Origin of the sequence: Sulfurimonas sp. (assembly GCF_028713515.1) — a bacterium.
Taxonomy (GTDB): Bacteria; Campylobacterota; Campylobacteria; order Campylobacterales; family Sulfurimonadaceae; genus Sulfurimonas.
In genome coordinates, this window is the sequence record NZ_JAQTOD010000003.1 from 135,991 (window position 1) to 149,588 (window position 13,598).

17 protein-coding genes are annotated in these 13,598 nt (G+C 35.9%); 7 read left to right on the forward strand and 10 right to left on the reverse strand.

Going from position 1 to position 13,598, the window contains the following annotated elements:
* Nucleotides 1–2 precede the first annotated feature (2 nt).
* The 3 genes from PHV22_RS07010 to PHV22_RS07020 form a co-directional block, all read right to left on the reverse strand.
* Entirely contained in the window at nt 3–806 is an 804-nt protein-coding gene (locus PHV22_RS07010; RefSeq protein WP_295022576.1) for an RMD1 family protein, read from the reverse strand.
* Between the two features lie 97 nt (nt 807–903).
* Nucleotides 904–1,812 (reverse strand): class I SAM-dependent methyltransferase, encoded by a 909-nt coding sequence (locus PHV22_RS07015; protein ID WP_295022955.1) that lies wholly within the window; start codon nt 1,810–1,812, stop codon nt 904–906.
* A gap of 15 nt (nt 1,813–1,827) precedes the next feature.
* Nucleotides 1,828–2,283: a hypothetical protein gene (locus tag PHV22_RS07020; RefSeq protein ID WP_295022578.1), complete on the reverse strand. Its 456-nt coding sequence runs from the start codon at nt 2,281–2,283 to the stop codon at nt 1,828–1,830.
* Nucleotides 2,284–2,352: 69 nt separating this feature from the next.
* Between PHV22_RS07020 and arsC the strand changes: the two genes are divergently transcribed.
* Entirely contained in the window at nt 2,353–2,709 is a 357-nt protein-coding gene (gene arsC, locus PHV22_RS07025; protein WP_295022580.1) for an arsenate reductase (glutaredoxin), read from the forward strand.
* A gap of 1 nt (nt 2,710) precedes the next feature.
* The gene (locus PHV22_RS07030) at nt 2,711–3,682 is read left to right on the forward strand and encodes an LOG family protein (protein WP_295022582.1); all 972 of its coding nucleotides are present in this window, start codon (nt 2,711–2,713) and stop codon (nt 3,680–3,682) included.
* A gap of 25 nt (nt 3,683–3,707) precedes the next feature.
* Here PHV22_RS07030 and PHV22_RS07035 read toward each other — a convergent pair whose 3' ends face one another.
* Genes PHV22_RS07035 through PHV22_RS07045 form a run of 3 tightly spaced genes read right to left on the reverse strand, consistent with a single transcriptional unit; the run spans nt 3,708 to nt 5,586 of the window.
* Nucleotides 3,708–4,244, reverse strand: coding sequence for an iron-sulfur cluster assembly scaffold protein (locus PHV22_RS07035; protein WP_295022584.1), 537 nt, complete (start codon nt 4,242–4,244; stop codon nt 3,708–3,710).
* A gap of 60 nt (nt 4,245–4,304) precedes the next feature.
* Entirely contained in the window at nt 4,305–4,748 is a 444-nt protein-coding gene (locus tag PHV22_RS07040) for a dCMP deaminase family protein (RefSeq protein ID WP_295022586.1), read from the reverse strand.
* A complete protein-coding gene (locus PHV22_RS07045) occupies nt 4,738–5,586 on the reverse strand; it encodes a peptidylprolyl isomerase (protein WP_295022588.1) in 849 nt (282 codons plus the stop codon). The genes PHV22_RS07040 and PHV22_RS07045 overlap by 11 nt, the downstream gene beginning before the upstream one ends.
* 92 nt (nt 5,587–5,678) lie before the next feature.
* Between PHV22_RS07045 and gltX the strand changes: the two genes are divergently transcribed.
* On the forward strand, nt 5,679–7,073 hold the full coding sequence (gltX, locus tag PHV22_RS07050; RefSeq protein WP_295022590.1) for a glutamate--tRNA ligase: 1,395 nt from the start codon (nt 5,679–5,681) through the stop codon (nt 7,071–7,073).
* A 30-nt stretch (nt 7,074–7,103) separates the two neighbouring features.
* Here the strand turns inward: gltX and PHV22_RS07055 are convergent, their stop codons facing one another.
* The gene (locus tag PHV22_RS07055; RefSeq protein WP_295022592.1) at nt 7,104–8,513 is read right to left on the reverse strand and encodes an HD domain-containing phosphohydrolase; all 1,410 of its coding nucleotides are present in this window, start codon (nt 8,511–8,513) and stop codon (nt 7,104–7,106) included.
* A 201-nt stretch (nt 8,514–8,714) separates the two neighbouring features.
* On the opposite strand from PHV22_RS07055, the gene PHV22_RS07060 reads away from it, so the two are divergent.
* From PHV22_RS07060 to PHV22_RS07075, 4 genes are all read left to right on the forward strand, one after another.
* Nucleotides 8,715–9,248 (forward strand): alpha/beta hydrolase, encoded by a 534-nt coding sequence (locus PHV22_RS07060; protein WP_295022594.1) that lies wholly within the window; start codon nt 8,715–8,717, stop codon nt 9,246–9,248.
* Nucleotides 9,249–9,363: 115 nt separating this feature from the next.
* Entirely contained in the window at nt 9,364–10,020 is a 657-nt protein-coding gene (locus PHV22_RS07065; protein ID WP_295022595.1) for a carbonic anhydrase, read from the forward strand.
* A 245-nt stretch (nt 10,021–10,265) separates the two neighbouring features.
* Nucleotides 10,266–10,559 (forward strand): helix-turn-helix domain-containing protein, encoded by a 294-nt coding sequence (locus PHV22_RS07070; RefSeq protein WP_295022597.1) that lies wholly within the window; start codon nt 10,266–10,268, stop codon nt 10,557–10,559.
* Nucleotides 10,556–10,696: a hypothetical protein gene (locus tag PHV22_RS07075; RefSeq protein ID WP_295022599.1), complete on the forward strand. Its 141-nt coding sequence runs from the start codon at nt 10,556–10,558 to the stop codon at nt 10,694–10,696. The genes PHV22_RS07070 and PHV22_RS07075 overlap by 4 nt, the downstream gene beginning before the upstream one ends.
* A 66-nt stretch (nt 10,697–10,762) precedes the next feature.
* On the opposite strand, the gene asnB is transcribed toward PHV22_RS07075, so the two are convergent.
* The 3 genes from asnB to PHV22_RS07090 are packed head-to-tail and all read right to left on the reverse strand — an operon-like array spanning nt 10,763 to nt 13,553.
* Nucleotides 10,763–12,568 (reverse strand): asparagine synthase (glutamine-hydrolyzing), encoded by a 1,806-nt coding sequence (asnB, locus tag PHV22_RS07080; RefSeq protein WP_295022601.1) that lies wholly within the window; start codon nt 12,566–12,568, stop codon nt 10,763–10,765.
* On the reverse strand, nt 12,568–13,164 hold the full coding sequence (locus tag PHV22_RS07085; RefSeq protein ID WP_295022603.1) for a class I SAM-dependent methyltransferase: 597 nt from the start codon (nt 13,162–13,164) through the stop codon (nt 12,568–12,570). The genes asnB and PHV22_RS07085 overlap by 1 nt, the downstream gene beginning before the upstream one ends.
* Before the next feature lie 17 nt (nt 13,165–13,181).
* Nucleotides 13,182–13,553, reverse strand: coding sequence for a hypothetical protein (locus PHV22_RS07090; protein ID WP_295022605.1), 372 nt, complete (start codon nt 13,551–13,553; stop codon nt 13,182–13,184).
* Nucleotides 13,554–13,598 lie beyond the last annotated feature (45 nt).

The window sequence follows — 13,598 nt, forward strand, 5'->3', positions numbered from 1 at the left end:
TTTTATGGATGAATTTTTATGAAATTCTCATATATTGTAAAAAATATCTCTATGGCTATAAGCCAAATAATAATCCACTCCAGATACTCGCTAGTTTTTTGATTTACCAGATTAATTGCCAGCTCTACGGACTCTTTTAGATAGTTTATTTTATATTCGATAATGTCAAATCTAGATTTTAACTCTAGTTGATTTGATAGCTGATTGTACAAAGATTCAAGCTCCGTATCGTCCCATATAATGTCTGGCTTATCTAGCAAATAGAGCTGACTGAGTATATCAAAGCGTTCTTTCGCAATACTTGATGAAAATTTCATTAGCCTTTTTCTGTCTTTCATCTTTAGATTTTCTACTATGTCATAAATCAATCTGCTCTCATACATCTTTTTTTCTAAAGACTCTTCTCGTTTTTCCAATCCCACACTTTGTGATATTGCGAGTGAAATAATAGACGCTACAGATTTATCAAATTTGTTATATCGAATAACATTAGAGTCAATTTGTGGTTTTTCACACTGTGTATCTAAAACCATTGGATAATCTTGATTTAGCAGAGCAGTAGAGTAGCTAAGAGCCTCTGGCACGCCCAATCTCTCAAGTATGGACCCTATTTCTTGATGAGTAAAATTACAAAATGTTAAAACACCAAAAGATGAAGCAAAAAGAAATCTATTGTTAGATACCTCTCCAACCAATGAGTTTTCAATCGTAGTTAGTATCAGCCCTGGAAACTCTCTCTCTAGCTCGGCTTTGGTTAGTGTGATAGGTACTTCAACGGATACAAACAAAATGTTACTAATACTCAAGATAGATCCTTTTTGTAAAATCAAAGAGCATGATGGTTTTTTTCATACAAAATAGATTTTATTTTATCTGCTTTTTATTAAAACAAAAAAATAGCTGTTATTGGATTGTTGATTCCACTATTTTTCTGGCTGTTAAAAACAGATAATCCTTGCCAGTTACCACAACTCTATACTTTTTTTGCTGTAGATATTTTTTACAAAAATGAATATCTTTTAAGACCAAACTCATCTCACTAAAGGCGTAATTTGGAGCTTTTGCACCATAAACCATCTCACCATCTATCCATCTGCAGTTTGGAAAACCTAGTATTATCGCTCCATCTTTTTCTAAGTAATTTTGATACAAAGACATAAACATTTCATTGAAGCTTATGTTTGAGCTTTGAAGCGTTCCTATGGATATAATTAGATCAAATTTTCCAAGATTAAGTTCGTCAAGGGAGTTTATATCGTGGCATATAAACTTCATATTACTCTTGGCGAACTCTTTAGAAGCGTACTCGATAGCACTAGATGAGTAGTCAATTCCCACAAACTCCTTTGCGTCAAATTCGCCGATGTCAATCATATTTTCTATGACTTTAAACTCATCACCTCTATTTATACCGAGGTTTAAGAGTCGTTTTTTTGACTTTATGTCTATGAATTCCAATGCTTTTTGGTAGTGATATAAAAAACTAAACTGAGTTGTCTTGTCGATGGTGAAAAACTCGCTAAGAGCGCCATATTTCTCACTACTTTTATCATCCACTTTATGAAAGGAGCTATTTTGATTTAGTTTTTGAAATTTTAAAATTACACTCTCTTTGTCTGTTTTTAATGGTGTAAGCATCTTCATAAAAAAGAGTTGTGCTAAATCTACAAATGCCTTATAACCGATAGTCTCTATGTCAGAATCTAAAACTTCTACCTGAGTAATCTCGCCATCTTTTAGGGAAAGATTTTTAAAATCCTCAAGTATCTCTGTAGAAGTTTTTCTAAACGAGTTTAATGGTTTAGTGATCACAATCAATTTTTATATTTAAGAGAGAATCTGTCTGAGTTGCATAGCAAACCATAATATTCCGAGGTTTAAAAAAAAGATCATCATAGAGCTTCCACGCGATATAATTTTTTGGAGTTTACTGCGCTCTTTGTTGTGTGTTTTTAGTGCGATTTGCATATGAATAACAGTTAAAAATGTTATTGCAGCCACATAAAAAAGCTTGTGAGACATCATATAACCTAATTTTGATTCGTTGATGTCAAGAGTAAGCACATCTATAAGATTAAAATAATAAAACATATAAGAGCCTGTGCTAAGAAGTATTATGAGCCAAAAAACCTCAAAATACCCATAAAATGGACCGAGATGTTCATATGTCTGCTTTTGAGCATTTTTATCTTTCATAAATACACCAAGAAGAAACAGTAGTAGAGCTCCTCCAATCCACGCAGTTGCCGCTAAAATATGAACATATAAGACTATCTCTATCACTTTGCACCTCTTAAACAAAAAATTATTATTGAATTATATTGTAAAATAGCGACAAATAAAGGAGTCTGTATGAAAGAAACAACTATTTGGCACAACCCAAAATGCTCAAAATCACGCGAAGCTATAGCTATACTAGAAGAAAACAATTGTGAAGCAGAGGTTATAAAATACCTAGAAACTACTCCAACTAAAGATGAGATTACAACTGCACTTACAATGCTCGGAATGAGTCCCAGAGAGCTTATGAGAACTAAAGAAGATATATACAAAGAGCTAAATCTAAAAGAAGAATATGATTATGACAAGCTTGTAGATGCTATGGTTGAGAATCCAAAACTTATTGAAAGACCTGTAATTTTCAAGGGCAACAGGGCTATCATAGGAAGACCTACTGAAAAAATCGCTCTATTTTTAAGTGAAAACTAACATGAAAAAAAGAACTAAAGAGGATAGAAATAGGTGCTCAATACATGTTCCAACACCGCCAGAGGCGACAAAAAGGCAAGAGAAACTTCCAAGTGAGCTTCCAAAATCATTAGAGGATGACCCAGATGCACAACAAAGGCTTTTGGATATAAAAAATAGTCCTAGTTATCGTCCTGCAGATGAGGATTATGATTTTTTACGAGAAGACTCGGTAAGGGGAGTTCGATTACAGATTGACTATTTAAAAACCGAATTACTTTTACAAGAGCATAAAATTGAGGAGACTATCTCTGTTTTTGGTGGTACACGCATACTTGAAGAGGCTCACGCAAAGCGCAAGCTTGAAAAAGTATTAGAGGCTTATGAGATGAACCCGCAAGATGAGATGCTTGCTAAAAAAGTGAAAATGGCTCAAAATGTGCTGAAAAAAAGTAATTTTTATAATATTGCGAGAGAGTTTGGACGACTTGTTGGAACCTCTAGAAAAACTGCAAATGACAACACACTAACAATCATGACAGGTGGTGGTCCTGGTGCTATGGAAGCTGCAAACCGCGGAGCATTTGATGTTGGCGCTAAATCAATTGGGTTAAACATAATCTTGCCGAGAGAGCAGTTTCCAAATCCATATATCACGCCAGAATTATGCTTCCAGTTTCACTACTTTAGTATGCGAAAACTCCATTTTCTAAAGCGAACAAAGGCTCTTGTTGCCTTTCCTGGTGGTTTTGGAACACTTGATGAGCTGGCTGAGACGCTCACTCTTATCCAAACGCGTAAAATTGCACCATTTCCAGTAGTTCTTGTTGGAGAAGAGTTTTGGAAGGGCGCTATAAATTTTGAGTATTTTTTAGATGAAGGTCTTATAGATTTTGAAGATATGAGACTTTTTTGGTACGCTGAGAGTGCAGCGGAGATATGGAGTAGCATTTTAGAGTGGCATGAAAAAAATGGTAAGCCACTGCTAAAATAAGTGAAATTAGTTTAATCTCTAAGTGTTACTTATCTACTTTTTGCACAAAGTGACACTCAGTTGTAGAGTATGGACAAGTTTTTACAATGCTCATCTCAAACTGCTCTTCAACAATACCACCATCTTTTCTATCATAGTGGCGCATCGCTGCACGAAAAGCCGTTAAAACCATATTTGCACTATCTTGATGCTCTGTAGAAATTCTTTCAACCTGCTCACCCTCTGGCTTCGTTAAGTCAATTTTTGGCGCTTTAATATTTGCGTACGACTCATTCAAATCCGCCTCAAGCGCACTTACTGCTTTCAAAACATTTACAATCTCATCACCTTTAATCATCTCTGTAAGCAGTGAACCAAGCGTTGTTGTGTCTTGATTTCCATTTGTTCCAAACTTAATATCCAAAATAGTTTTATCATCTCTTTTTATGTACATTATTACATAAGTTTTAGTCGCATGGTCAATCCCAACACCAACGCAATCAGCATCTTCGATTTTCCCATAATTTTCAGGCTGCATAAGATGTTTGCCTATCTCTGCCTCTAGCTCTTTTTGCTCGTTCATTTTCTGCTCCATATTGGTAGTGCTCTTTGTAATTCTTGAAAAACTTGTTTTTTCATAGCTTTAGTGGGTAACATCAAGCTGTTCTATGCTCACACGATTGTCTTTTATAAATTTTGATATAACCTCAGAATGAGTGTGTTCGTATGGCGTAAGATAAACTATTCGTTTAACCCCGCTTGCAATGATGTTTTTACTACATTCACTACAAGGCTCTAGCGTTACAAAGATGGTTGCACCTTCTATGCTTATCCCTTTTCTCGCCGCCCAGATTATGGCGTTCATCTCTGCATGTATCTCATAAGTTTTTGACCACTCGTGATGCTCTTTTGTGTAGTTGTCATCCCAATAATCACGACAGTTCATATAGCCTGCTGGCGTGCCGTTGTAGCCCGTACTTAGGATTCTTCCATCTTTAACTATTACGGCGCCAACTTGCTTAGAGACGCACTTTGAAGCAGTTGCTATCTCTTGTGCGATTTTTATAAAATTTTTATCACTTAGCATCTTGTTTTGATTCTCTTATGATTTTAATGTCTGCATTTCCTCTTAATCTTGCGAAGTAATCACTCAGAACCTGCTCTCTTTTGTCTTCCATGATAAGATTTATAACTTGATTTTTAACACCCTCGAAGTTATCTTCATTTATTGTTTTTATATCTTTTATAAAAAATAGCATAAACCCGTCTTTGCCATCCGGAACAATCTGGGTATAACTTTTTACTTGCGCCTTTGATAAAAACCTTACAAGCTCTGGTGAGATTTTTTTGGCGTCAAGAAGCTCTTTCGTCTCTAAAAGTGATTTTGATAAAAACATAGGATTTGCCATCTTTTTCTCAAGAATTTCTCTATCTTTAGAGTTATAGATGATAACATCAAAAAAACTAGGATGTGAAAACTCCTCTTTGTGAAGCGTAAAATACTCTTTTGCCTCTTGTTCGCTCGGTTGTGGTACTGAAGTATAAGCAATTGAGGAGTAGAGTTTTTGAGAGAGAAGTTTCTCTTTAATCTTCTGCTTAAACTCGGTGGAATTCAATCCGTTTGAGCCTCGAACCGCTTCATAAAACTCATCAACACTCATGTTGTTTTTAGTTGCCATATTTTTTATATCATCGTAAACTTCTGTGCTCGTAACACTTATTTTTCGCTCTTGCGTCTCTAGCTCTTCTAGCTTTTTTCTTATGAGGTTATCTGTCGCACCCTTTGCGCTTAGATCTGAAGTTGTCATCTCTTTTTCAAGATCACTAAGCGTAATAATGCTCCCTTTTACGATGACAGCAATACCATCAATCATCTCTGCACTCAGAAGCGTGGTTAAAATAAGAGCTAAAAATATTTTGTACATTAATTATCCTGTTTGTTAATAGAGCGCTTATTTTACCCATCTTTAACAAATATTTGCCTAAAATTCGGCTATTAAAAACATAAAGGCTCCCTATGGTTGTTACTCGTTTTGCCCCAAGTCCTACTGGCTATCTTCATATTGGCGGTTTAAGAACTGCTCTTTTTTCCTATCTTTGGGCGAAAAAAAATGGTGGAAAGTTTTTTCTTCGTATTGAAGATACCGACAAAGCTAGAAATTCTGTTGAAGCAGCAGAGGCTATTTTAAGAGCTTTTGAGTGGCTTGGACTAGAGCATGATGGCGAGATAATTTACCAATCAAGAAGAGATGATATATATGCTGCCTATATAAAGCAACTTCTAGATGAGGGCAAAGCTTACAGATGTTATATGTCAAAAGAGGAGCTTGATGCTCTTCGTGAGACTCAGATGGCAAACAAAGAGAGAGCAAAGTATGATGGCAGATATCGTGATTTCAACGGTATTCCGCCAGAGGGCAGAGATAGCGTTATCCGCATAAAATCACCTCTTAGTGGTGAGATTATCGTTAGAGATGGAGTCAAGGGTGATGTTGTCTTTAGAGCCGAAGATATTTTAGATGATTTTGTTATCGCTCGCTCTGATGGCTCGCCGACTTATAACTTCGTTGTAGCCGTTGATGATTCATTAATGGGTGTAACTGAGGTTATAAGAGGGGATGATCACCTCTCAAATACACCAAAGCAGATAGTGGTCTATGAGGCTCTCGGTTTTGCTCTTCCAAAATTTAACCATGTCCCGATGATTCACAACTCTGAAGGAAAGAAACTAAGCAAACGAGACGGCGCTACTGATGTTATGGCTTACAAAGATATGGGTTACACTCCAGAAGCGCTACTGAACTTTTTAGTTCGTTTAGGCTGGAGTCATGGGGATCAAGAGATATTTTCAATGGATGAGATGATAGAGCTGTTTAATCCAAAAGATATAAACAGATCCGCATCAATCTACAACACCGAAAAACTTGACTGGTTAAGTTCTCACTATATAAAAAATATGTCAAATGATAAACTAGCGAAACTATTGGAATTTTACGGTCTAGCTTTGACATCTCATGATAAAAAAGAGATTTTGTTAGATGCGTTAAAAGATAGAGCAAAAACTATAAAAGAGCTAGCGAATCTTATTGGCGAGATAGTTGTAGCACCAGAAAACTACGATGAAGCTACTATGACTAAAGCCTTTAAAGGCGAAGCGGTAGATGTTTTAAAAGCATTTATGATAAAAATCAACTCCTCAAATGAGCTACATCTTCCAAGTGATTATCATCATTTGATGGAAGAGGTTGTCAAAGAGATGGAGGTTGGTTTTGGAAAGATTGGTCAGCCTCTTAGAGTTGCGCTTTTAGGCAAACTCTCAGGTCCTGCACTTGATAGCGTAATGGCGATAATTGGCAAAGATGAGACTCTACAAAGAATTTCAAAGGCTCTCTCTGCACACTCTTCGATATAAAACCTACACTCCTTAAGAGGCCTCATGGCCTCAATCTAATTTTGAGAGATTCTCAAACAGCTGCACATATCTATCAATATTTTCTACAACTATATCCACCAACTTAGGGTCAAAATGTTTGCCTCTCTCCTCTTTAAGTAGCGCAACCGTGTCCTCTACACTCCACGCTCTCTTGTAAACGCGCTTAGAGAGCAGAGCATCAAAAACATCAACAATCGCAACTATTCTTGCATAAATGCTTATCTCCTCGCCTTTGAGCCCTCTTGGATAGCCAGTTCCATCATATTTTTCGTGATGCTCGTAAGCGATAATAGATGCAATTTTGAGTATCTGACGGTTTGAATTTTTTAAAATATCATAGCCCATAAGAGCATGTGATTTCATTCCAGCATACTCATTTTGTGTCAATTTTCCAGGCTTGTTTAAAATAGCATCAGCAATGCCTATCTTTCCGATATCGTGCAGAGGCGAAGTGATTTCTATAAGCTTTATCTGCTCATCGCTCATGCCGTAGTCTTTGGCTATTACCTTGCTCATCATTGCAACTCGTCTAGTGTGAAATTTTGTCTCATCCGACCTTATCTCTTCTATTTGTCCAATGGTTAGCATAGTCTCTTTTAGCGTTGATTCTATCTCTTCGTTTAAGAGCTCTAGTTGCCTGTTTTTATCTTGCAGTTGCTTCTCTTTTTCTGTAACGGTTCTGTTAAAATTGTTGATATTTCGCACAACCTCATCAAACTCTATGCTCTCATACTTTTGGCTATCTATATCTTTATGTGATATATAAGCAATTTCACCATCACTAATGATATTTATAAGTGGCTTGCGGATATACCGCTCTATTACATGAAACATATCAAGTATCGTAATTAAGGCAAACAAAAGTAATAACCCAACAATTATATAGGCATTTTTTAGTACAAAGTTTTGATATGCACTAATATCCATACTGATATCTATAGCACCCAAAACCTCACCGTCCTTAGCTTTATGACACTGCAGACAGTTAAAGCTGCCCTGTGAACTTGCAATGTAGGGGACAATGGCTTTGACTCTACTTTTTGTGTCCATCCACTCTATATACATCTCTTTTTGCACTAGTATATTTCTAGTGGTACTGTTCTCTTTTTTTTCAGATAGATTTGATTCTCCATACTGCTTTATAACACTATCTCCACGAATTATTTTAATAGATGCTATGTCATGGACGGAGGATATCTCATTTAAAAAATACTCCCGCTTATCCATAATTCCAGCCTTCATTTGAGCAGTAAGACCAGCTTTTATAATTTCTGAAACTGACTTTATTTCATTCTCAACAACAAACTGAAAAAAACTTCTGTAACTCAAACCTATTGCAAAAACTATAAGTAAAATAGAGACAATAAACACCTGTAGCAGGCGAGTTAGCGTTATTTTTTTGATACTCTTTTTTCTCATTATCACCCTCTAAACTATAATAATTGTTTATATAGTTAATTCAATATTGTAAACTTTTTTTTCTTATATAATACTACTAATGCGAAACTTAAAGAGCCTAATTGCCTCTTAATCAATATTTATATAAAATGGTATTGCCTATTAATAGTAAAAAGATTTATGAAAAGGGTGTTTCTGTATAAAAAAGGTTGATGGCAATTTATGAATAAAAAATACTTAATTCTACACGGTTGGGGCGGAAGCGATTTTCCACATTGGCAGAGTTGGCTCGCTGGTGAACTCGCTAAAAACTACTCAACTGTAAGTTTTTTAAAATTTAGTGATTTTGATTTTCCAGATAAGAACAGATGGATGAATGAGTTAAAAAAAGAGCTAGAAGAGTTTAAGCCAGATGTCGTTATTTGTCACTCCATAGCAAACATACTCTGGTTTCAAATGTGTCATGAGTTTGTATTGGTTGAGCTTGAAAAACTATATCTTGTGGCACCTCCATCACTTAAGTGTGATATTGCAGAGCTTAATAGCTTTTATCCATGCGCAACTCCTACAAACTTATATGCCAAAGAGTCACTACTTATAACCTCAACAAACGATCCATATCTCTCAGTGGATGAAGCAAAATCTCTTCAAAAATCTCTTGATATTCCTATGAAAATTTTAGAAAATGCAGGGCATATAAATAGTGATAGTGGATATGGAGAGTGGCCTTGGATACTAGAAAATATCATAGAATGATGTTATCCATTTTTAAAAAAAGCCTATAATGCTTTGTAATTTTTGAAAAACTTGTTTTTCATAGCTTTAGAGACTTGTTCGTTTTGGCGAGCAACATAAAATAAAAGGATGAAAGATGTCGCATGATGGACTATTTACTGGAAATGAACTCTTTAGAAAAAGCTACTGCAGAGCTCATGAGAAAGAGTTTTTAGAGTTAGCCAAAAAGGGTCAAAATCCAAAAGCTTTATATATTGGATGTTCAGACTCAAGAGTGATTCCAGATATGATGACAAATAGCGCTCCGGGAGATCTGTTTGTTGTCAGAAATGTCGGTAACTTTGTAGCACCTTACAGCCCCAGCGAAGATTTTCACTCAACAGCATCTGCTATAGAGTACGCTGTGAGCATTTTAGAAGTAAAACATATAATCGTTTGCGGACACACTCAATGTGGGGCAATCGAAGCTATTCACGATAAAAGCGAACTTAATTCCGAAGAGTTAATCCACACAAGAAAATGGCTAACTTTGGGCGAACAACCAAAAAAACAGGCTATTTTAGCACTTGGAAGAGATGCAGACAGAGAAACTCTTTTGCGTTTGACAGAGAAACTCTCGGTAATTTCTCAGATAGAAAATCTCTTGACTTACCCATCTGTAAAAAAGAGAGTAGATGCTGAAGAGATTCAACTCCACGGCTGGATTTATAACATTGCAACTGGCGAAGTAGATTACTACAATCCTGAGACACTATATTTTGAGCCACTAAGTTCTTTAAAAATAGAGGAGTAGTAAACAGTCTCATTGTGCTATGGACTATATTAGTCTCAAGGCTATAAAACCATCTCATGCAGTTTTTCCTAGATTAGTACCATCGTTAAGTTAGCAGTAGGCTAAAAGATCTTTTTTTTAACAATCTCAGGCGTCGCACCGCTACCAACACCTCCACCCAATGTTGAGATAATAAACAATGTAATAGCATATTTTTAATATATAATACAGTATATAAATATGTAATAGCATATATTGGAGAGAGTATGATAGAACTAGCTACACCTCAAGAGATTATAGTAAATCTTTCGAGTCTCATTGAAAATGAAAGAAGAATGCAAAATCTTCAGCAAAAAGAACTAGCATTAAAGGCGGATGTTCCACTTCCATCATATCGAGATTTTATCTATAAAAAGAGAATTTCACTCGAGAGTTTGATAAAAATATTGATTGCTCTTAGACTTTTTGATAACATTAGCGGACTTTTAAAACAACGAGAGTACAAAACTCTTGATGAGATTAAGAAGGAAGATTTACTACTAAAAAGGATTGTCAAGTGAATAGTTACGAAGTTGATGCATCTATCTATGACAAAAAAATTGGAACAATTCTTTTAAAAAATGGTGTTGTTTATTTTGAGTATGACAAAGAGTTTAAAAACTCTAAGTTAGAAATCTCTCCGCTAAAGCTTCCTTAGATGAATGATATGTTGATGGAAAAAATCGAAGAGCATACGAAGGGATAACTAGATTCGTTATATTCTCTATAATAAATACTTTTTTATCCAAACACTAAGTACATAAAGTCCCCAGATGTGCTGTTTGAAGGCACCTTTTGATGCTTCTTTTATGTGCTTATCCAAAATATCTTTTTTAAATATTCCCGTCTGCTCATTTACCTCTTTTATGAGGTTTACTCTTTCGCTCTCAACTAAGTACTCCATAAAGGGATTTGAAAACCCTTTTTTTCTCCTTGAGAGTATTTTTACATCAACGAGAGGAGCTAAAACAGATTTTAACAGCGATTTTGTGACACCGTCCTTGTAGCGGAGTTTGGGGTCTATTTCAAAAATCAAAGAGGCTAGTTTATGGTCTAAAAACGGTGTTCTTGACTCGATTGAGTGAGCCATACTCATGCGGTCAAGTTTTGTTAAGTAATGCTCTGCTTGAAAGAGATGCAGGTCTATGTTGCTATACCAGATGCTCTCATCTTTATGGAGTGAGTTATCAAATCTATCCCTATAGCTTTTGAGATATTTTAAAGAGTGATTGTCCCTGATATTTTTTCGCATTGCTATATTTTTTTGTAAATCCGTGAAATTTTCGCCGCTTGTTCTAAAGAGCAGAGTGCTGTCAAAAACTCTTTTGTATCGCTCCCACTCTCTGTTCATGGAGAAGTTCGAGTGAAAATATCCGCTTAGCCAATTTTTATTTTTGAGATTTTTTAGAGTTTCTATATCAAGAAATTCAAAATATTGTCTATACCCCAAAAAAAGTTCATCGCTTCCTTCCCCACTTAAAACAACTTTGTAGCCATCTTTTTTTATCTCTTCAAATAGCAGATACAAAGGGATAGAAGCTGGGTCATTTAGCGGTTCATCCAGTGTTTCTAACACCTTGTCAGTTGCGTTCAAAAATTGCTCTTTTGAGACTACGATTTCTCTGTTTTTCACTCCAAGAAGCTCCGCACTCTCTCTCGCATTTGCTCTCTCATCATATTTTTCAAACCCCTCATAACCGATTGTGTAAGTTTGAAGATTTACGCCATTTTTTAAAGCGTAAGCGTTTATCGCGGCGCTATCTATGCCTCCGGAGAGAAGCGAAGCCATCGGTGCATCGGACTCAAGTCTAAGTTTTATAGACTCCTCTAAAACATTGCCGAGTTTGTAAATCGCCTCATCTTTGTCGGTTATGAGATTTGGCGAAACATCCAGTAAGTCAAAATATCTCTTTACTTCCGTTTTGCTGTTTCTAAAGATTAGATACTCTCCGGCAGCTAACTTTTTTATGTTTTTAAAAAATGTAAAAGGCGGAGTCGGAGCCAAAAATGAGAGATAACTCAAAAGTGCATCTTCATCCATCAGGGTTTTATTTAAAAATGGAACTAAGGCCTTTATCTCCGAAGCAAACACAAACGCACTCTCATGTAGATAAAAGAGCGGTTTTTTGCCGAGTCTGTCACGGAAAAGGTAGAGTGTCCCATCATCCAGAAGCGCAATTGCAAACATACCTCTGAGATGATTTACAAAATCCAAACCCCATTTCAGATATGAGGCAATTATAACCTCGCCATCACTTTGTGTTTTAAAATCAAAGTCGCTCTTAAGTTCTTCTTTTAGCTCTTTAAAGTTATAGATCTCACCATTAAACGAAAGCAGAATTTTCTTATGTTTTAGTGGCTGATTTGAGCGGGAGTGTATGTCGGTGATGCTTAGTCTATGGTGTGCAAAAAACAGGTTCTCTCTCTGGATTACTCCACAAAAGTCTGGTCCCCTGTGGGTAAGTTTAGCGAGTGCAGATTTTGCTTTTTGCTCATCATACTCGCCGATAATTCCAAAAATAGCACACATTACAAATTAATTCTCTCTTTAAAAAATCCAACTGTTATATCGTCATCCATGTAGTCATCTCTCATGATAACGCTCTTTACACCCAAATCAGCCGCAATACAGCTAATCTGCTCGGTTGTCATATAGTTGTAGGTTTCACTCTCTTTATCGCCATGAAGTACATTAAAAATAAAGCCGATTTTTGATGATGTAAAGCAGTTTCGTATAAAAAGATGTGTCTCAAAACTCTCTAGAACATTCATAGCGCCACTGCAAATATAGTAATCAGCCAATGGTAGTGAATCTTTACAAATGTCAGCAATTATTATCTCGCATCCCGTTTTGCTTGATGCAATAGAGTACATATCTGGAAGCAAATCTATACCAGCGTAGTTTTTTGGCTCTCTTTTCTTCTTCTTTAGGTAGGTAAAAAAATCACCAAATCCACATCCTGCGTCAGCTATGGTGTAACCACTTATATCATTGGGTAACATCTCTAAAATAATTTTAAATCTTAATTTCTGAGATTCGCTGGAGTGCCAATTCACACCTTTTGCTGTGGTCCCAAATTTCTCTATAGCTGAGGAGTAAAATTTTTCGTTATCGATGCGCGGCATATTTTAGTATAGATAAATTATAGATATTTCAATATACAAGGTACGCCATCGTCCGTATCTCTCATGTTTTCAAAATCTCTTATATCACTACTTATAGCCTCTACAAAATTCTCTAAGCATCTGTTTAGTTGCTCTTTCGCCTCTTCTACTAACTTTTCTTGTTCCGCTTGGGTGGCTTGGAGCTGAGAGAGTATCTTTAAGAAGTACTCTTTATTATCAGTAAGTAGGATGATCTCCTCTTTTTTTACCCATTTTCTTTGGGGTTTGTCGTCTATTATAAACTCAAAAATTACATTGTCACTGTTTTTTGAGGCGATATATTTTGGTACTTTAAACCCTACAAAAGAGCGAAGAGGTTGGTCTAGTTGCTTCTTTATAACATAATACATCTCGCAACCCTAATATGAATTTTTTACACTATTACGGAATGTCAG

Bases quoted from the DNA above. Each gene is read 5' to 3' on its own strand.
- arsC (WP_295022580.1), top strand. From the start codon at position 2,353: ATGAAAGAAACAACTATTTGGCACAACCCAAAATGCTCAAAATCACGC.
- PHV22_RS07030 (WP_295022582.1), top strand. From the start codon at position 2,711: ATGAAAAAAAGAACTAAAGAGGATAGAAATAGGTGCTCAATACATGTT.
- PHV22_RS07035 (WP_295022584.1), bottom strand. From the start codon at position 4,244: ATGAACGAGCAAAAAGAGCTAGAGGCAGAGATAGGCAAACATCTTATG.
- PHV22_RS07040 (WP_295022586.1), bottom strand. From the start codon at position 4,748: ATGCTAAGTGATAAAAATTTTATAAAAATCGCACAAGAGATAGCAACT.
- PHV22_RS07045 (WP_295022588.1), bottom strand. From the start codon at position 5,586: ATGTACAAAATATTTTTAGCTCTTATTTTAACCACGCTTCTGAGTGCA.
- gltX (WP_295022590.1), top strand. From the start codon at position 5,679: ATGGTTGTTACTCGTTTTGCCCCAAGTCCTACTGGCTATCTTCATATT.
- PHV22_RS07055 (WP_295022592.1), bottom strand. From the start codon at position 8,513: ATGAGAAAAAAGAGTATCAAAAAAATAACGCTAACTCGCCTGCTACAG.
- PHV22_RS07060 (WP_295022594.1), top strand. From the start codon at position 8,715: ATGAATAAAAAATACTTAATTCTACACGGTTGGGGCGGAAGCGATTTT.
- PHV22_RS07065 (WP_295022595.1), top strand. From the start codon at position 9,364: ATGTCGCATGATGGACTATTTACTGGAAATGAACTCTTTAGAAAAAGC.
- PHV22_RS07070 (WP_295022597.1), top strand. From the start codon at position 10,266: ATGATAGAACTAGCTACACCTCAAGAGATTATAGTAAATCTTTCGAGT.
- asnB (WP_295022601.1), bottom strand. From the start codon at position 12,568: ATGTGTGCTATTTTTGGAATTATCGGCGAGTATGATGAGCAAAAAGCA.
- PHV22_RS07085 (WP_295022603.1), bottom strand. From the start codon at position 13,164: ATGCCGCGCATCGATAACGAAAAATTTTACTCCTCAGCTATAGAGAAA.
- PHV22_RS07090 (WP_295022605.1), bottom strand. From the start codon at position 13,553: ATGTATTATGTTATAAAGAAGCAACTAGACCAACCTCTTCGCTCTTTT.